Here is an 18,721-nt window from a genome sequence, read left to right as displayed (position 1 = left end):
CCACCCATCAATGCTCCACCCGCGATGTGCAGCGCTGTTCTGTTAGTCCCCCCCTCATCCCACGCTGCGGCTGTGGCCGCGTCACCAGCCTTTTCGGCTGCCTCCTGTTTTGTTTCAGCATACGCGCCAATACCCTGCGCGACCACCTGGCCTGCCGCCTGCGCCGCCGCCATCGTGTCCGCCTGCTGGTTCAGCATATCGTTCACGTCCGGCGTTTTCGAGACCGTCCCGTTGGTATCCGTTGTATCTCGGCTCAGGCCTGCCACATCCTGCGTCTGCTTCTCGCCGTCCGTGATATTGATCGCACCCACGCTGACCGCACTGCGCGTCGTCGCGCTCTGGTCACCGTTGTCGTTCTGCGAAATCATCGGCACAAGGCCGCCCGAACCACCCACCGAACCAGGTCCCGTCGCCTTGCCTGTGCTGCCCACGCCCGCGCCGCCACTGATGCCGTTGCTCGCGGCGCTGTAGTGGGACTGGTTCTGGATGTCGCTGAACGTGAGCGTGCCGGTCGTCAGGCTGTTCTGCGACGCGTCGGCCGTGCTCGATATCACACCGCCCGTCAGATCCGTGTTGCCCTTGACATTGATGTTGAATCCACCGTCCCCGGCATTGATCCCGGCCTGTTCGTTGACGCCTGCATAGTTCGAACCGGCATGGCCGTTCTGCGCGCTGAAACTCGCGCTGCCGCCGCCCTGGCTGATCGTGAATCCGCCGCCCGTGCTGCTCTGGTGCGCAGCGCTGTTCGTCACATCCTGCACACTCACGATATTCAGGTTGCCGCCCACGTCAGCCGCGATCTGCTTGCCGTTGATCTGCGAGCCGATGATGTGCGTGTCGCCGCCCGATATCACCGTGACGCTGTTCGCGCCGTTCACATGCGAAGCATTCTGGATTGACGCATCGCTGTTAGCGTCGCCACGCGCGTTCGACATTGCAGCCGAGACACCAAAGCCGCCACCCAGCGTGTACTGCACGCCAACGCTTGCGCTGCTGGAACTGTTCGAGCTACGCGTCGAATCGGTGTCGGTCGTGTTAATGACGTTCACCTGGTTTTTCGCCGCCAGAATGACATCGTTCGCGCTAATGTCCGACCCGGCGATAGTCAGGTCGCCGTTCGTCGCCACGAATCCCGCCGTGCCGCCTGCCTGCACGCTGGAGCCGCGTTGCACCGTTTGATCTTCCGACGACTGGCTTTCGCTCCTGCTGGACCCGATGCTGACCTTGATGCCGATATCCGGCTTGCCGTCCGCTGTCACGCCCGCAGAGCTCAGGCCGGTCAAGGCAACGTCGCCCGCCGCCGCAATGCTATGCAGCGCAGCCGCACGTTCGTTGCCCGTGCTGGTCGAATTCTTCGCGGCCTGACTTTCCGAATACGCGTTGTTGATCGCATCGCCGACCGAACCCGCCAGGCCAATCGTGAGGCCGCTGCTGCTCGTCTTCTGCGTCTGCGCCTGGTGCGAGGTATCGGTTGCCGCGTCGATGATGACGTTGGCCGCCGTGCCAGCGAGGCTCCCGCCTGCGACAAGATCGCTGCCCGTGACGTGCAGGGTGTTGCCCGCCTGGATCGACAGGTCGCCGTTCAGCGAGCCGATTGTGCTCGCGTTGTTCGTGACACTCGATGCCTCATCGGTCGTCGCGAGCTTGTTGGTGCCGACCGTGACGCTCAACCCGCTTGTTCCCAGACCCGTTCGCGTCTCCTCATAGGTGCTGGATGACTGCATGGTGTCCTGTGACGTGGTGATATTCACGTCATGCGCGGCACTGAGCGCGACATCGTTCGTCCCGACAATCGTGCTGCCCTTGACGTTGAGGTCGTTGCCACTGGCGATAGTCACGGCGTCTGCGGAAACCATGCTGCCCTGCGAGAGCGTGGCGGTGGTGTTGCTCGAACTCGCCACTTCCTTGCCGCTTACGATATTGCTGTGGCTGTGCTGCTCCTGCGAATTGTCGACGTGCGTTTCCGTTGCCGCACCGATGTTGACGTTACCGGCTGCGGCGAGCGTCGCGGTTCCCTGGTCGAGACTGATCGCGCTGCCCGTGACATTAATATCCTTGCCTGATACAACGGTCAGCGAATTGCCTGCATTGAGCGTCGTAGCCGTGAGCGTATCGTCCGAGCGGTGCGACGACTCCGAGTAACTACCGTGGCTATCGCTACCGGAACTGTTGCTGTCAACTGTTGAAGTTGATTTTGCCGCCTGCAAGGTCACATTGCCATTCGCAGCAAGTGTGCCGCCGCCCGCGAGATTGATGTTCGCTCCCGTCGCCGTCAGATCGCCGACGACGCCAATCTGCGAAACACCGCCGACATTGATCGAACTGCCGGTCGTCTGGTTGAGGCTGGTGTTCGACACGCCGTTCGCGCGCTCGACAATCTTATGTTCGCCAGTCTGTACCGAACCAATATCGTAGTTCCCGCCCACGGCCATACCGAGGTTGCCGCCCACGCTCAGGTTGCCCGCGTTCTGCTCGACGTTGCCGCCCGTGACGATCACGGCATCGCCCGCCACGTTCAGGTTCGCAACAGGGCCGAGCGTCGTCGTGGTGCGCGTCGCACCCGTCGCGCTGACCTGATCAACGGTCTTGACCGCCGTGTTCAGCAACAGGTCACCGCCCGCGTTCAGCGCGAGGCTGCCCGCGTTCACGGTGGCCGAGGTGAGGTCAACATTGCCGGTGGTGGCCAGCGACATCAGGCCGCCGCTTTGCAGCTTGCCGAACGCGTTGTCGATCTGCTGGCCCTGAATCGACAGTGCGTTGCCCGCCTGCACCGTGCCGCTATTGCTGAAGGTCTGCGTGTTCTGAAGGTCGATGTCGGTCGCCGCAATCAACGGCCCGTTCATGTCCTGCTGGCTGGCTTTCGCGAGATAGACGACGGGCACGAGTACCTGTTGCCCGTTGACGGTCTCGGTCTGCATGATGATGACGTTGCTCGTGAGCGCTGCCACCTGTTCAGCCGACAGGCTCATGCCGAGCGGCAGATCAAGCGACTTCGACAGCGACGCGCCCGCGTCGAGCATCGCCTGATACATCGACTGAAGGTCGGTGTACGGACCGAGTACCGCCTTGCCGGTGAGCGACGTAATCTGGTTCCGAACCAGTTGCTGTTCGTAGAATCCATCGCCCAGGCGCTTCTCCGTCGTCTGCGGATTCAGGCCAAGCTGTTGCAGGTAGTAGTCGCTCGATATGAACGTCTTCTGGTTCGTGAACGCCGGGTTGGTCTCGATCAGGTAGGTTGCGCCCGGTGCGCTCGCGGGGCTGAACAGTCCGCCCCGGGGAATCGAGAGGTTTTGCAGCACGTTCTGCGCAGTCGCATTGGCAATGACCGGATTGACCATACTGCCGCCACCATTGACCGACGCAGCCCCGGCCTTCGTGCCATTCGCGTTGCCGCTCACGCCGCCGACAGTGACGCCGCCCAGCGACTGACCGGGGGGAAGACCAAGCGACGGAATGCCCGCGTTGCCCGCCGTGTTATCGATGTTCACGCCCGTGCCGGAAAGCGTTCCGCCCGCGACGAAGCTCGACTCGTAGCTCGGGAGCGCATAAGAGCGGATATCAGCCGGTGCCGCCTGGGTATAGCCGCCCGGCCGTGAGCCAACAAACGGCGCATCGCCAAACGGTAGCGTCCAGTTGTGTTCGGTGTTGTCGTAGTTGTTGTAGTGGTAGTAGCCTGAGTACGTGACCTGCACTTCGGGTGCGCTCTGCCCCTGCCAGCTATTCTGGTCGAGCGTGGTAGGCGCGGCGATATTGCCCACTGCCGCGACCGCGCTCCAGTAGTTCTGGAACAGGCCGACCTTCGACGCGTCCAGATTGCCGCCCGTCATGATTTGCGCCTGCGGACTGATGCCCGCAATCAGGTTCGCGAGTGCTTCGCCCGTATAGGTCGTGTACTGGTAGCCGCTATTCCACTGACCGCCATGCGGCGGGATCGTGTACAGACCGCCAATCATGGTCAGGAATGCCGGGTTATCCGGCGGGGAGATGGCCCAGCCGATGTCCTGACCGGAGCAGGCGGCCATGTCGACCGCCGTGCAGCCCGACAGGCCGATGCCGAGCTGCGCGAGCAGGGCCGGATCGACCGACTGATTCAGGCCCGTCGTGGTCATCGTCGTGCGCGTGTTCGTCACCTGAGCGGCGTGCAGTTCCATGTCGCCGGCCGACTCGATCAGCGCCGACTGGTTGCGGATCAGGCTGGCGTTCGTGTAACTGCCGTCCGCATTCTTTCCGCCCGCCAGTACCACCTTGCCAAGACCGTAAATCGCCGTCGTCGCCTGGGTGTCGGTCGTCGTCGTGTCGTCGCGGTTCTCGATGTCGTTCGACAGCAGTTCGAGCGTTCCGTTACTGTCCGTGGCGCCGATCAGCGCGGTCGGCCCGGCATTGGCAATCGATTGCGTTGCGTTGAGCGAGACGCTGCCACCGACCATCGTCCCCGTGTTCTCCAGCGTGTTCGAATGCGTCGCGAGCGTACCGCCCGCCATCATGACGCCGCTATTCTGGACGTCGGCGGCATTGATGTTCAGGTTGTTCGCCGCCTCAACCAGCGCGCCATTGCTGAACGTGCCCGGCAGGGTAAAGGACAGGTCATGACCGGCGTTGAACTGCACATCTGGCGTGGGCGCGAAATCGCCCTGAACGCTCACTGCAACGTCATTGGCCGCACTGTAGGCCCCGCCGCCCGTCAGCGTCGCGGCATTCACGGTAAGGTCATGCGTCGCGCCAATCTGGCCGTTCGCATTCGTCAGCGCGCCGGTCGTCGTGATTGCGACATCGCCATTCGAACCGGCAAGGTTGCCGATCTGGCCACCGCTGTTGTCCACGATGTCCGCCTGAACCGCGAGGCTCGCGCCGCTCAGTTGACCGCCCTGCGTATTGGAGAGCAATGACGTGTCGACGGCCACGTTACCGTTGCCCGTCATCACGCCGCCGCTGTTGACGGTCTGACTGCCGCCTTGCACGGTCATGTCGCCCGTACCGAGATTGCTGACGAGGCCGTTCGTGTTATTGACCGACGCGGCCTGAATGGCGAGCGTGCTCGCGTCGCCCGCCGCACCCGTGCCGGACTGGATCTGTCCGTTCATGTTCGTCAGCGTGCCGCCGCTGGCGAGAGACAGCGACGCGAGAGAACGAACCGAGCCTTGCGTGTTGTTCAGGTCGCCCGCGATGTTCGCAGCGATATTGCCTTGTGCCGCGAGCACGCCATACAGGTTGTTCAGGCTTGCCGCCTGCACTGCGATCTGCCCCGCCGCAATGATCTGGCCGCCGATGTTCGAGAAAACCCCTGCGCCATAGCCGGGTGCGATTGTCAGCGTACCTGTACCGGCATTGAGAATCGTGCCGTAGTCGTTGACGAGCGCACCGGGCGCGAGCGTGAAGTTTGCGCTGTTCGTTTGCAGCGTACCGCCGTTTGAATTGTCGAACGTGCCGCTGATGCTGAAGCCCATCGACGACGGGCCATACTGCGTGATCGTGCCGCCGTGGTTCAGCAAATCCGTCGCTTTCAGTGCGAGCTGGTTTGCCTCAATATCGCCGCCGCCATTATCGAGCGTCGTGCCCGTCGTCAGCGTGAGGTCGGGCGCGGCAATCGAGCCGCCGTCATTGGTCAGCGAGCCCGTGCTGATGGTTTCCTTCGTACCTGCACCGATCTGGCCGCCGTTATTGTTGAGCGTGCCGCTCGTGATGTTCGTATCCGTGTTCGACAGCAGCTGGCCGTTCGTGTTGTCCAGTTCCCCGCCGACTTTTGCCGTCAGGCCGTTCCGTGCGATCACCGAACCCGATGCGTTATCGAGCGCGCCGCCCTGAATCGAGCCCTCGCCGTTCGTGGCAATCCTGCCCTCGACGTTGGATACTTCGCCGGCACCATTACCCGAATTGATCGACAGCTTGCCGGTCCCGGCATGCGCAATCGTGCCGCCATCGTTGTCGAACGCGGCGGGTGCAAGAGTCAGGTCCGTGCTGTTGGTCTGGAGTGTGCCGCCTGCCGAGTTGTCAAGCGTGCCGGTCACGTCGAGCGTCGTCGCGCCGGTTCCGGTCTGCGTGAGCGTGCCGCCGTGGTTCACGAGGTTAGCGGCGTGCAGCGTGAACTGGTCGGCGCTGGTCGTCCCGCTGCTGTTGTCGAACGTCGCGGCGAGAAGTGTGAGCGCGCGGGCCGCGCCAAACTGGCCGGTGTTCATCAGCGCCGTCCCGGCCGAAAGCGTCATGTCCGCATTGGTCGCGAACGTGCCGCTGTTGAACAGAGCCTGCGCGGCCGACGCAATCAGGCTCTGGACCGCAGTGATCGACCCTGCATTGGCGATCTGTCCTGACTGGATGCTGACGCTCCCGTTGCCGCCGATAGCGCCGCCCGCACCGTTGTTGAGCAGGCCGGTCGTCGTGACGGAAACGCCGTCTGCGTTTAGCGACGCGACGGTTCCGCCCGAGTTATCGAGCGAACCACTCGACGAAGAAAGCGCGCCTGCGGCCTGCATCGTGCCGCCCTGGTTATTGATTGCACCCGTAACGGACTCGGTCAGCGTGCCACCCGAAACGATCTGGCCATTGTGGTTCGAGAGTGCGCCCGCAATGATGGTTTGCGCACCACCCGACGACATTGCGCCGTTGTCGTTCGTGAGCGTACCGGCCGCGCGCGCATCAAGCGCGCCGCCCGCCGTCGTGGTCGCGCCCGACAGGTTCAGGTCACCGCCGTTGGCAGCCAGCACGAGCGCGCCGTTCGCCGAATTTGTGCTACCCGCGAGATTGAGCGCCGCACCGCTCACGCTCGCATTGCCTCCCGCGACATTGCGGCCGGTTGCCGTGACAGCGCCGGATGCGCTTACATTCAGGTCGCCGGTCTGCGCGAGCGAGCCGTCGCCGTTCACGCCCGCCGCGAGCATGCCAGTCGAAGTCACCGAGCCAGCGCTCAGGGAAGTATTCTGCTGCGCGGCAACCATGCCGCTGTTCGTGACCGTACCGCTGGCCGAGAGCGTCGCGCTTTGCTGCGCGTAAGTCGTGCCGCTGTTCTGGATATCGCCGCCGGTTGCGGCAAGATTGCCGCTTGCGCTGGTCTCGCCGGTGAGGGACAGCACGCCGTTCGATTGCAGCGTCAGGTCGCCCGCCTGCGCGGCGATCACGCCCCGGCTCGAAACACCTACACCGTACTCATTGCTCGCCAGAAAAATACGCCCGCTGTACATCCCTCCCAGCTGGCTCACATCAATCGAGACGGCTGGTGCGGGTCCGTCGCCTGCGATCGGCGTGAACGCAAGTGAGTCGTGACCAATCTGGTTTGCGCCCGTGACGACATTCAGGCGCTTTCCCGCGTACACCTCCGCATTGACCTGCACCGCGCGGGCCAGGAGGTCAACCTGGTCCACAGTCGAACCGTCGAGTCCCGCGCCTTGCACGGTGATGTTGCCGCCCCTTACGCTAAAACCGGTGAGCGAACCATCGGGTGCGAAGTTCGGCGTACCGGTCGTCAGAATGGCACGCGAGGTATTCAGAAAGCCGCCGCCATTCACCGAAATGCCGGAGCCGTTAGCGATCACCACCTCTGCGCGTTGCCCTGCAACTTCGAGATGGCCGTTGATCTGACTCGCCGCGCTGCTGTTGACCTGGTTCAGGATGATGCGCGCGGCCTGGTTCGCCCCGAAGTTCGGGTTGCCATTGATCTGCCCGGCCTGCTGCGTGCCGGTGATAACGGGCGAATTATTGAGAATGGCGCCGTTCTTCTGTACGTCGAACTGTCCGTATGTATTGACGGATACACCAGCCGAAGACGGACGGTTAATGTCAACCTGTGGCAGACCATTCTGTGTCTGGATCACGGACGGCGCATGGGTACCACCCGGCACAATCTGCGCATGGGCGAGCATCGGCGCAAACCACCCGCCGCCCAGCCCCACCAGCACGGCAAATGCCACAGGGTGCAGCGCGAACCGCAAAGCATGCCGCCCGCTCGATTGAGCGATATGTGCCGCGCCTGCTACTTCTTCCTGATCGGTCTTGCGCGCGCCGCTCGCCGTTTCCTCAACCGCGATCAGCATACCTCTACGCCGGCTGAAAACCAGCCTGAACATGTTCTTATTCATCCTGCGTGGCGTGCTCTTTTAACCTGTCGAAAATACCTTAGGCTTCCTCTTAGGTAGGTCAAACTTTGTTAAAGCAGTGCGAAGCAACAACGGAAATTGAAAACAGATTTATCCGATGGACTTGCGCGACATATGCGTACATAGCATGCAAAACGAATACAGCAAGCTCACATCGCATGTGCAGTGCTGGCCGCCGCGCAAAGGTAACGCTATCGCCCGAATTCAAATCACGAACGGGCACAAACGTGTTATGTCGAACGTGTTCAACCCGAGAAGAGAACCACCATGAACAACCTTGTGCGGCGATAGCCTTCGCCGCCGACCGGCGCACCGCAACCAGCGGCGCAAAGACCATGAACAATTGCCCTATAAACCATCCGATTGCGCTCGCAAACGTGCTGGCGAACGAAGTGAACATTGACGACGAAACCATATTGATAGCCGCCGTGCTGCACGACACGGTGGAAGACACGGACACGTCGCTAAGAGAGCTTGCGAAACTGTTCGGCCAGGAAGCCGCAGATATCGTCAGCGAGGTGACGCACGACAAGTCATTGCCGAAGCCGGAGCGCAAGCGCCTTCAGATCAGGAACGCGCCGCACATGAGCGACGGCGCGAAGCTTGTCAAGCTGGCAGACAAAATCTGCAATCTGCGGGATATTGCCGACCGCCCGCCGCTTGAATGGTCGGTTGAGCGCAAGCAAGCGTATTTCGACTTTGCGTGCGAAGTTGTCAGTGGGTTGCGGGGCGTTCACCTGGGGCTTGGGCGTGTCTTCGATGAAACCGCGCATCTCAGGCCAGTCGCCTGACTGGCTTGCTTACGCATCAGCCTTGCGGCGTGCGAGACATTCGCTTTTCTGTCGATACGACTTTGGAGCCGACCAGAAAATTCGTCTTTTCCGAGATATTTCTGGGCGACTTTCAGAAACTCATCCTGCCGGTCGCTGGGTCGATTCCCGCCGCTCAGGGACTCTTGCGAATGCACGGAGTCTTTGCTCAACGCGATAAAGTTTGGTACGCAGCAGTCAGTCTCTGCGCTGGCGACATGCTCACCGCACTGGCAAACCAGATTGGGACCGCGCAAGCCTGTCATGCCGCAACAGCCTGACGTGCGCTCGGCCAGGTGGGTCACGCTCATGCCGGTGACGTCATCCTCGTTCACAAGCCAGCAACCGGCATAGTCGCGCTACACATCACCTCGCTCCCTGATTGCGAAACCTGCAGGTACGCACGGGTCGCCCCATTTGCACGATTCGCTTCCGTCGGTTGCATAAAGTGTCGTGTCACCGATCATCAAAACGTGTGTGAGTGGCGCTTCGCACACATTGCGGAGAAACTGAATGTGTCGCGGGGATTTGTTGGTTGTCGGGCGCGAGGGTCCGCGAGGCGATGAATCATGTAGCGCATTCGTTATCAAATCGAGCGTGACCTAACCGCGTGAGGCTCAGCAGTGCCCCAAGCCTCTGCCGCGTCGGCTGGTCTTATCGTGACTTTCTGTGCATACGCTTCACCGTCCTCCGGCTCTTCGTCCCACCCCCGTTCCCACGCTGACCGCCGAATGCTCGCCTTCAGTTTGCGGGCGTTGATTGCATTGACGAGCTGCGAACGCGGTATGAACCCACGTAATACCGCCACGATCAGACTGTCCAGTCGCGCGATCCTTGAACCAGTTGCCGCTCTCATCAACCGAGTTTGGATCGAAGCCAGCAATCAGTGCCGCCGCCTGCTCGACGGTCACCGGATCAACAGGCTCCGCAGTGGAGTGATTTGTTGGTACGCGTACGCATCGTTCAGGTGGCCTCCCGGTCGTTGTGCCCACCAAGGTGATAGCGTACAAATGTACGGAACGATTCGGCAAGCGGCGGCGCGCCCGGGACAGCTTTTTGTGCTCAGTGATGGGCTGAATGATGGGCCAGAAAAACAAAAACCCCGTAAGTCCTTGAACTTACGGGGTTTCAGCCGCCTTCAATGGCGGAGACGGAGGGATTCGAACCCTCGATCCAGGTTTTGGCCCAGATGCTCCCTTAGCAGGGGAGTGCCTTCGACCTCTCGGCCACGTCTCCCAAACTTTCTGTCGCACAGGGAGTCAGTGCGACGAAGCCAAGATAATAGCGGGCCGAACGTCGAAGGTCAATGTCTGAAGAACACTTTTTGTGCCAGGTTTGTCATTGCCGACGCAATTTGTTCGCATTGGTGGCGCAAAAGCAAACGGGGCGCTTCGTTGCGCCCCGTTATTCAAACCATTTACACCTGATCCAGATCGAACGCCTTGTGCAGCGCGCGTACCGCGAGCTCCATGTACTTCTCGTCGATCAGCACCGAAATCTTGATTTCGGAGGTCGAGATCATCTGGATGTTGATGCCCTCTTCCGACAGCGTGCGGAACATCGTGCTCGCGATGCCGACATGCGAACGCATACCGACGCCGACCACCGACACCTTCGACACCTTCGGATCCCCGAGCACCTTCTCGGCATGCACATGACCCTGCACCTGGCCGGTGAGGATCTCCATCGCGCGCTGATAATCGCCACGGCCGACCGTGAACGTGAACGCCGTTTTGCCTTCGACGCTCTGGTTCTGGATGATCATGTCGACGTCGATATTCGCGTCCGCCACCGGCCCGAGAATCTGATAGGCGATGCCCGGCTTGTCGGGTACACCCATCACGGCGATACGAGCTTCATCGCGCTGGAACGCGATGCCCGAGATGACTGCTTTTTCCATGGTCTCGTCTTCTTCAAAAGTAATCAGGGTGCCCGACTTCATTTCAGCGTCGAGCGGCATCAGCGGATCGGTCAGGCTCGACAGCACGCGTGTCTTCACCTGATACTTGCCGGCGAATTCCACCGAACGGATCTGCAGCACCTTCGAACCCAGGCTGGCCATTTCCAGCATTTCTTCGAACGTCACGCGATCGAGCCGGCGCGCTTCTTCGACCACGCGGGGGTCGGTCGTGTACACGCCGTCGACGTCGGTATAAATCAGGCACTCATCGGCTTTCAATGCGGCCGCGACCGCGACCGCCGACGTGTCCGAGCCGCCGCGGCCGAGCGTCGTGATGTGGCCGTCCGGGTCGATGCCCTGGAAGCCGGTGATCACCACCACCTTGCCTGCGTCGAGATCGCGCAACACGCGCTCGCCGTCGATTTCGCTGATGCGCGCTTTCGTGAACGCGCTGTCCGTTTTGATCGGCACTTGCCAGCCTGCATAGCTGACCGCGTCGACCCCGGCATCCTGCAACGCAATGGCGAGCAGACCCGAACTGGCCTGTTCGCCCGTGGCGGCGATCATATCGAGTTCGCGCGCGCTCGGTTGAGCCGTGATTTCTTTCGCGAGACTGAGCAAGCGGTTGGTTTCGCCGGACATCGCCGACGGCACGACGACCATCTTGTGGCCGGCCTTATGCCATTTCGCGACGCGCTTGGCGACGTTCTTGATGCGCTCGACCGAGCCCATCGAGGTGCCGCCGTATTTATGTACGATGAGTGCCATTGTCGTTCTGAACTGGAAGAGAAACCGCGCTGGCGCGCTGGAGACGACCGCACAAAAGCACAGGAGCGCAACGTCTTGTGAACGACGGCAAAGTGTGTGGCGGCGTAAATGCAGCGCGCGTGCAACACGCGCGGGTTTGCCCGGGAATGATCGCTAGTGACTTAACGGGAAACGACGGATCACGCTCGCAACCGGCGATAGCGACAAAGCGACGGCGAAATCGGGTCGGGCAAGCGGGTAAACGTACCCGATTGGGCGTAAAAAGACAAGCCGCAGCAGCCGTCGAAAGCCGCGAAATCAGTGTTGCAAAGGCTTGTTTCGTGCGGATTTGCGCCCTATTTCCCGGTTTGTCGCTCGCGTCCCAGCGCAGTCCGACCGCCCCGTCAGGCGATCAGCAGGTCTTCACGCCAGATGATTCTGATGCGCGGTCCGTCGGCGGCGGCCGAGGGCGGCAACGCTGCGCGATTCACGCCGAGCAAAGGCACGAACAGCAGTTCGTCGCCGATATAGAGCAACGGCACGTCGCGCTTCCATGCAGGGATGCCGCGTTCCTGGAAGAGGTTCTTCAGCGTTCGGGTCGGTGCGCCGGGCGCGTCGCTCGTGCGCATCCGTTCGCCGCCGCTGCGCGAGCGGGCGCTCAACGAGGCGCGTCGCAGGACCTCGCAAGGGAGTGAGTCGTTGGCGTCAGAGCCTGCCTGTCCCGCACCCTGCTCCTCGCGCGCAAACACAAACGTGCCCCGCCATTGCGGCAAACGCCAGATCGATTCGCCCTGCCAGGCGAGTTCGCTAATCTCGCGCGCGGCAAGTGCCGTTTCATCGGCGGCTTCACTGCTGTCGCCCGCCTCCCAATACACGAGGCCGCGATAGCTGCGCAACGCCTGGCCCGCATGATCGACACGCAGACGATGCCCGTCGCCCGCCGCGTCCACTTCGCGCAGTTGGCGCAACGCATCGCTCAGACGAGCACTCGATGCCGCAGTGAGACCCAACGTGCGCATCCAGTAACGCATCAGATTGAGCGCACGATCGTCGTCGAGTGCGAGAAGCGCATCGTGCGACAGCGCGCGTCCTTCGTTCGCGGATGCCGCATCCAGGTCGATGCGCGCGAGCGCATCGAGCAGGCGCTGCGCCGACGCCGCGTGCGCGGCCGTGCGCGCCAGCGCGTCGCGAAAACCGGGAAAGTGAACCGCCAGCGCCGGCGTCACCTCGTGACGCAGCGCATTGCGCGCGTAGCGGGCGTCTGCATTCGACTCGTCGTCGATCCACTGCAAGGCGCGCGCGCTCGCATAGTGTTCGAGCTGCGCGCGCAACACATGGAGCAAGGGTCTCACACGCGCCGCGCACGCGCCGGCCGCAGTGAACTCGGGCGCCATCGCCGCAAGACCGGCGAGACCCGCGCCACGCAGCAATTGCAGCAGGACGGTTTCCGCCTGGTCGTCGGCGTGTTGCGCGAGCCAGAGCGCGTGAATGTCGCGCGCCGCGCACATCGCATCCAGCGCGCGATAACGCGCATCACGCGCTGCCGCCTCGACGCTCACGCCGCCAGCACGCGGCACCTCGACGCGCTGCGCGTCGAATTCGACGCCGCGTTCCCGCGCAAACGCCTGGCAATGTGCGAGCCACGCGTCGGCGTGAGGACTCAGCCCGTGATGCACATGCAGCGCGACACAACGCGACGCGCCCGCCACGCGCACCGCGGCATCGAGCAGCACGCTCGAATCGACACCGCCGCTAAACGCCACCGCGATGCGCGCGCTTGCGGGAAGCGCGGACAACGCCATGCCGACCGCCTCGATTACGAGGCGCTCGGCAGGCGAAGCGGCGATGGGATTCACATCGTTAGCGCAAAAGCGCTGATGGATGAAGAAAACGCGCGCGGGCTCAAGCACCCGGCGTCGTTTCCTTGAACTTACCGTACGACATCAACCGTTCGAAACGGCGTTGACGCAGGTCGTTGATGCTCATGCCCTGGAACTGGCGCAGCGAGTCCGCGAGCGCACGGCGCAGCATGGCGGCCATGCCCTTCGGATCGCGATGCGCGCCGCCGAGCGGCTCGTTGACGATCTTGTCGATCAGCCCGAGCGCCTTCAGACGATGCGCGGTCAGGCCGAGCGCTTCCGCGGCTTCCGGCGCCTTCGCGGCGCTCTTCCACAGAATCGATGCGCAGCCTTCCGGCGAAATCACCGAGTAGGTCGAGAACTGCAGCATCAGCACGCTATCGCCGACCGCGATAGCAAGCGCACCGCCCGATCCGCCCTCACCGATGATCGTCGCAATCAGCGGCGTCTTCAGTTCGGCCATCACGTACAGATTGCGGCCGATCGCTTCGGACTGGCCACGCTCTTCCGCGCCGATGCCCGGATACGCGCCCGGCGTGTCGATGAACGTGAAGATAGGCAGGTTGAATTTTTCGGCCAGACGCATCAGGCGTTCAGCCTTGCGATAGCCTTCCGGACGCGGCATGCCGAAGTTGCGCAGTGCGCGCTCCTTCGTGTCGCGGCCCTTCTGATGGCCGATCACCATGCAGGCCTGGCCGTTGAAGCGCGCGAGGCCGCCGACGATCGAGAGGTCGTCCGCGTAGTTGCGGTCGCCATGCAGTTCGTGGAAATCGGTGAACAGCTCGCTCACGTAATCGAACGTGTACGGGCGTTGCGGATGACGGGCGATTTGCGAAACCTGCCACGGCGTGAGGTTCGCGTACAGATCTTTGGTGAGCTGTTGACTCTTCTTGGACAGCCGCTCGATCTCTTCCGAAATATCGACGGCCGAATCGTCCTGCACGAAGCGCAATTCTTCGATCTTCGCTTCGAGTTCAGCGATTGGCTGTTCGAAATCCAGAAAGGTGGTCTTCATTGGTTGTAATCCTTGGACTTACCGGCAGCGCGTATTCTAACCGCGCTCGCCGCTGTCAAAACCATCTCGCAACTATCGAAATATAACAATCGATAGTTTTTTGAGATAGCCTCGTTTTTTTGTTGTTCAGTAGTCGACCGGCAAGGGATCAAGACTACGCCACATATACCAGGTCGCGACCGTGCGCCACGGCTCCCAGTTCGCCGCGACCTCGCGCGCTTCGCTGCGGGTGACCGGTTCGCCGCTGAAATAGTTGACGCTGATCGCGCGGATCAGGCCGAGGTCGTCGAGCGGCAGTACATCGGGACGCGACAGATTGAAGATCAGGAACATCTCCGCGGTCCAGCGGCCGATGCCGCGAATCTGCGTGAGCTCGGCGATCACCGCCTCGTCTTCCATCGACGTCCACTTGCCGACGTGCAACGCCCCCGACACGAAATGCTGCGCGAGATCGAGCACGTACTCGGCCTTGCGCCGGGACAGCCCGCACGCGGTCAGCTTCTCCTGACCGAGCTTGATGAACTGCTGCGGCACGAGCTTCGGACACGCCGCTTCGACTTTCGCCCACACGGCTTGAGCAGACGCGACCGAAATCTGCTGCCCCACCACCGAGCGCGCGAGCGTGACGAAGGGGTCGCCACGGCTCAGCAGATGCACCGGACCGAACTTCGGAATCAGCTTCTTCAGAATACGGTCACGCTTGACGAGGTCCGCACACGCCTTGTCCCAATACGCCGGACGCGTGACTTCGGGCGTGAGGCCGCCGATCTGCACCGGTACCGTCACATCGCTCGCACTCGCGGCTTCGCCACCGGCGCCCGCCGATGCGCGCGTCTTGCGCACGACCTCGCCCGCGTTGGTGTCGCGCGCGAGCTCCTGCACGTCGCTGGCGAGTGCGGCCGGCAATGCGCCATTGCTTTTCACACGCGACGCCTTGGCGCGCTTCGCGGCAGGCGCGTGTGCCGACCTCCCGTTGAGCGCACGCTTGAGCGTGGCCTTTTTCGCTGCCGCCCCTACGCCCGCTGCGCTCTTCGCGGCCACCGCAGTGGCTTTCGACGATGCTTTCTGTACCGCGCCGCTGCCCGCGCGAGCCGACGTGCGTGTCGACTTTGCCGCGGCTGCCGCGTTTGTCTGAGACGCGGCTCGTTTAGCCGGCGTCTTCGTGGCCGTTGCCATCCTGCCTCCTGCCTGGCGAGTCGATCAGAGGGAAGTACGAGGTGCGCTCACACGCGCCGCCACTCGGTCAACCCGCCGGGTTTGTCTTCAAGTGCAACGCCGGCCTCGAGCAATTCGGCCCGGATCCGGTCTGCTGCCGCATAGTCCTTCGCCTGCTTGGCGGCCACGCGCGCGGCGATCTTCGCTTCGATCGCGGCGGGCTCGAGCGCACCTTGTGCTGCGGCACCCGCGGCCTGCTGCAGATACGCACGCGGCTCACGCCCGAGCAGTCCGATCACCGCGCCGAGCGCGCGCAATTGACGGGCCAGCGCCGGGTCGCGCGTGCGATTCACTTCAGTCGCCAACTCGAACAACACCGACACTGCAACCGGCGTGTTGAAGTCGTCGTTCATTGCCGCCTGGAAACGCTGCGCATGCGCTTCGTTCCAGTCGAGCTCCGCGGCGTCCGGCGTGACGTCCTTGAGCGCGGTGTACAAACGCGCGAGCGCGTTGCGGGCGTCGTCGATATGCACGTCGCTGTAGTTCAACGGCGAGCGGTAATGCGCGCGTGCAATGAAAAACCGCACGACCTCTGCATCGTACTGCGCCAGCACTTCGCGAATCGTAAAAAAATTGTTCAACGACTTCGACATCTTCTCATTGTCGATCTGTACGTAGCCGTTGTGCATCCAGTAATTGACGAAGGTTTGACCGGTAGCGGCTTCACTTTGCGCAATTTCGTTTTCGTGGTGTGGAAACTGCAGATCCTGGCCGCCGCCATGAATGTCAAATTGATCGCCGAGCAGCGTGCAGCCCATTGCGGAGCACTCGATATGCCAGCCGGGACGGCCACGCCCGTACTTCGATTCCCAGCCGGTGTCGGCGGGTTCGTCGGGCTTTGCCTGCTTCCACAACACGAAGTCGAGCGGGTCCTGTTTCGCGTCGTTGGCCGCGACGCGTTCGCCCGCGCGCAGATCTTCGAGCGACTTGCCCGACAGCTTGCCGTAGCCGGCGAACTTGCGCACCGCGTAGTTGACGTCGCCGTCGCTCGCCTGGTATGCGTAGCCGTTCGCCTCGAGCGTCTCGATCATGCCGAGCATCTGAGGAATGAAGTCGGTCGCGCGCGGTTCGATGTCGGGCCGCTGGATGCCGAGCGCGTCCGCGTCTTCATGCAATGCGTCGATGAAGCGGTCGGTCAGCGACTTGATCGTCTCGCCGTTCTCCACGGCGCGGCGGATGATCTTGTCGTCGATATCCGTGATGTTGCGCACGTAGGTCACGTCATAGCCGAGCGTGCGCAGCCAGCGCTGCACGATGTCGAACACGACCATCACCCGCGCGTGACCGACGTGACAATAGTCGTACACGGTCATCCCGCAGACGTACATCCGCACGACGCCTGCTTGCAGCGGCACGAAAGTTTGCTTGTCACGCGCGAGCGTGTTGTAGATGCGCAGTGATTCCATAGAGAACGGTGCGTGGGCCGAAAGAAATCCGCATTGTGTTTCAGACGCGCCGCGCCCCGCCTGGAAGACGACGGATGCGTCGCATACAGCAAAACCGGCGCACCTGGTGCGGCGATCAAGCTGCGCTCAAAGCGGAGACGACCACGAGTGGCGAAAAGACAGTTTGCGGTTCGACGGAACGCGCAGACCTTTTGTTAGAATGGGTCGGAGTATAACATCCAGACCCAAGCCTATGAAACCTTCCAGCGGCCGCGCGCACAGCGCTGCGACCCTCGCCGCGACGGCGTGCAATGGCCTCACGCGCGGTGCTGCGCGCGCCCTCGCCGTGCGCGTCACCGTGGCCGTCGCTCTCGCGGCCCTGCCCGTTGCGGCAGCCTATGCACAGAAGGCCGGCATGATGCCGCAAGGTCCCGCGGTGCGCGATAACACGCCGGAAATCGACGCGTCGATTGCGCAGAAAAACTGGGAAGCGTCGTTGACCCAGCTCGATGCGCGCATCGCATCGAATCCGCGCGACGCGCAAGCGAAGTTCAAACGCGCCACCGTGCTCGCGCACCTCAATCGCGACGACGAGGCGATCGCGGCGTTCACCGAACTCACGCAGTTGTACCCCGAATTGCCCGAGCCGTATAACAACCTCGCCGCGCTGTACGCGAAGCAAGGCCATCTCATCGAAGCGCGCACCGCGCTCGAAACGGCCGCCAAGGCCAACCCGAGCTACGGCCTCGCGTACGAAAATCTCGGCGACGTGTATCTGCGCATGGCGAGCGAAGCCTACCGTCACGCGCAAGGCCTCGGCAAGGCGAGCCCCACGACCGCGCAGCGTCTGGCCGACATCCAGAAGATCGTCTCGCCGCCGAAGAACGGTGCGCCGGCGAGGGCCGCCGCTGCAGCGGCAGCGCCCACGGACAGCGCCACGGGCCGCGCCATCTCGAACATGAACATGACGCAGACGCCGAGCTTCCAGTTCGGCGGCGCGAATGGCTCGCTGGCCATGCCGCCCTACATGGCGCCGTCGCAATAACGCCGGCACGTCGTGGGCACTCCGCTTTTTCCACCCCCGAGGATCTTCATGAAATGGTTGATGTTGGCGCTCGGCAGCGCCGCCCTGATCGCAAACGCACCCGCTTTTGCCCAGTCCGGTTCGCAAGCCGCGCATCCGTCCGTGCTGCTCAAGACATCGGAGGGCGACATCCGCGTCGAGTTGTATCCGGAGAAAGCGCCGAAGACGGTCGCGAATTTCATCGACTACGTAAAGTCCGGCCAGTACAGCGGCACGATCTTCCATCGCGTGATTCCCGGCTTCATGATTCAGGGCGGAGGCTACACGCAGAGCTTCGCCGAGAAGCCGACGCGCGCGCCGATTCCTCTGGAGAGCCGCAACGGTCTGAAGAACCTGACCGGCACGCTGGCGATGGCGCGCACCAGCGATCCGAATTCGGCCACCGCGCAGTTCTTCATCAACACGGTGGACAATGCCGGCCTCGATTATCCGAATCCGGACGGCAACGGCTACGCGGTGTTCGGCAAGGTCACGAGCGGCATGGACGTCGTGAAGAAGATCGAAGCCACGCCTACCACGTCGCGCGGCCCGATGAGCGACGTGCCGAAGACGCCGGTCGTGATCCAGTCGGCCACGGTGGTCGGCAAGTAAGTGAGCAGCCAAGCGGACGAAGCACGACGAGC

At 62.6% G+C, this 18,721-nt stretch carries 9 protein-coding genes and 1 tRNA gene; 3 read left to right on the top strand and 7 right to left on the bottom strand.

The features are described from left to right. Nucleotides 1–8,021: hemagglutinin repeat-containing protein (locus CIC12_RS30450; RefSeq protein ID WP_342030591.1), on the bottom strand; the 8,021-nt coding region annotated here is incomplete at its 3' end. Between the two features lie 221 nt (nucleotides 8,022–8,242). Between CIC12_RS30450 and CIC12_RS30445 the strand changes: the two genes are divergently transcribed. Beyond that, a complete protein-coding gene (locus CIC12_RS30445) occupies nucleotides 8,243–8,875 on the top strand; it encodes an HD domain-containing protein (RefSeq protein WP_342030590.1) in 633 nt (210 codons plus the stop codon). Between the two features lie 1,160 nt (nucleotides 8,876–10,035). On the opposite strand, the gene CIC12_RS30440 is transcribed toward CIC12_RS30445, so the two are convergent. The 6 genes from CIC12_RS30440 to cysS form a co-directional block, all read right to left on the bottom strand. Further along, a tRNA-Ser gene (locus CIC12_RS30440) sits at nucleotides 10,036–10,129 on the bottom strand. A 181-nt stretch (nucleotides 10,130–10,310) separates the two neighbouring features. After that, on the bottom strand, nucleotides 10,311–11,561 hold the full coding sequence (locus CIC12_RS30435) for an aspartate kinase (protein ID WP_168669903.1): 1,251 nt from the start codon (nucleotides 11,559–11,561) through the stop codon (nucleotides 10,311–10,313). A gap of 383 nt (nucleotides 11,562–11,944) precedes the next feature. Then, nucleotides 11,945–13,342, bottom strand: coding sequence for a tRNA lysidine(34) synthetase TilS (tilS, locus tag CIC12_RS30430; RefSeq protein ID WP_174772257.1), 1,398 nt, complete (start codon nucleotides 13,340–13,342; stop codon nucleotides 11,945–11,947). A 100-nt stretch (nucleotides 13,343–13,442) separates the two neighbouring features. Beyond that, a complete protein-coding gene (locus CIC12_RS30425) occupies nucleotides 13,443–14,414 on the bottom strand; it encodes an acetyl-CoA carboxylase carboxyltransferase subunit alpha (RefSeq protein WP_042322870.1) in 972 nt (323 codons plus the stop codon). Between the two features lie 126 nt (nucleotides 14,415–14,540). Beyond that, nucleotides 14,541–15,590: a DNA-3-methyladenine glycosylase family protein gene (locus CIC12_RS30420; protein ID WP_168669892.1), complete on the bottom strand. Its 1,050-nt coding sequence runs from the start codon at nucleotides 15,588–15,590 to the stop codon at nucleotides 14,541–14,543. A 47-nt stretch (nucleotides 15,591–15,637) separates the two neighbouring features. Continuing rightward, nucleotides 15,638–17,035, bottom strand: a complete 1,398-nt coding sequence (gene cysS / locus CIC12_RS30415) for a cysteine--tRNA ligase (protein ID WP_168669889.1) — start codon at nucleotides 17,033–17,035, stop codon at nucleotides 15,638–15,640. 232 nt (nucleotides 17,036–17,267) lie between these two features. On the opposite strand from cysS, the gene CIC12_RS30410 reads away from it, so the two are divergent. Together CIC12_RS30410 and CIC12_RS30405 are read left to right on the top strand one after the other, a co-directional pair. Then, nucleotides 17,268–18,059, top strand: a complete 792-nt coding sequence (locus tag CIC12_RS30410; RefSeq protein ID WP_168669887.1) for a tetratricopeptide repeat protein — start codon at nucleotides 17,268–17,270, stop codon at nucleotides 18,057–18,059. 48 nt (nucleotides 18,060–18,107) lie between these two features. Beyond that, nucleotides 18,108–18,689, top strand: coding sequence for a peptidylprolyl isomerase (locus tag CIC12_RS30405; protein WP_168669885.1), 582 nt, complete (start codon nucleotides 18,108–18,110; stop codon nucleotides 18,687–18,689). The last annotated feature ends 32 nt before the right edge of the window (nucleotides 18,690–18,721 follow it).

The sequence above is a fragment of the Paraburkholderia sp. SG-MS1 genome, assembly GCF_012275575.1.
In the GTDB taxonomy this organism is placed as follows: domain Bacteria; phylum Pseudomonadota; class Gammaproteobacteria; order Burkholderiales; family Burkholderiaceae; genus Paraburkholderia.
The sequence above is the reverse complement of the archived record's forward strand: the minus strand, read 5'-3'. Positions and strand labels throughout refer to the sequence as shown.

Bases quoted from the DNA above. Each gene is read 5' to 3' on its own strand.
- CIC12_RS30425 (WP_042322870.1), bottom strand. From the start codon at position 14,414: ATGAAGACCACCTTTCTGGATTTCGAACAGCCAATCGCTGAACTCGAA.
- CIC12_RS30410 (WP_168669887.1), top strand. From the start codon at position 17,268: ATGAAACCTTCCAGCGGCCGCGCGCACAGCGCTGCGACCCTCGCCGCG.
- CIC12_RS30445 (WP_342030590.1), top strand. From the start codon at position 8,243: ATGTGCAGTGCTGGCCGCCGCGCAAAGGTAACGCTATCGCCCGAATTC.
- CIC12_RS30405 (WP_168669885.1), top strand. From the start codon at position 18,108: ATGAAATGGTTGATGTTGGCGCTCGGCAGCGCCGCCCTGATCGCAAAC.
- CIC12_RS30435 (WP_168669903.1), bottom strand. From the start codon at position 11,561: ATGGCACTCATCGTACATAAATACGGCGGCACCTCGATGGGCTCGGTC.
- cysS (WP_168669889.1), bottom strand. From the start codon at position 17,035: ATGGAATCACTGCGCATCTACAACACGCTCGCGCGTGACAAGCAAACT.
- CIC12_RS30420 (WP_168669892.1), bottom strand. From the start codon at position 15,590: ATGGCAACGGCCACGAAGACGCCGGCTAAACGAGCCGCGTCTCAGACA.
- tilS (WP_174772257.1), bottom strand. From the start codon at position 13,342: ATGGCGTTGTCCGCGCTTCCCGCAAGCGCGCGCATCGCGGTGGCGTTT.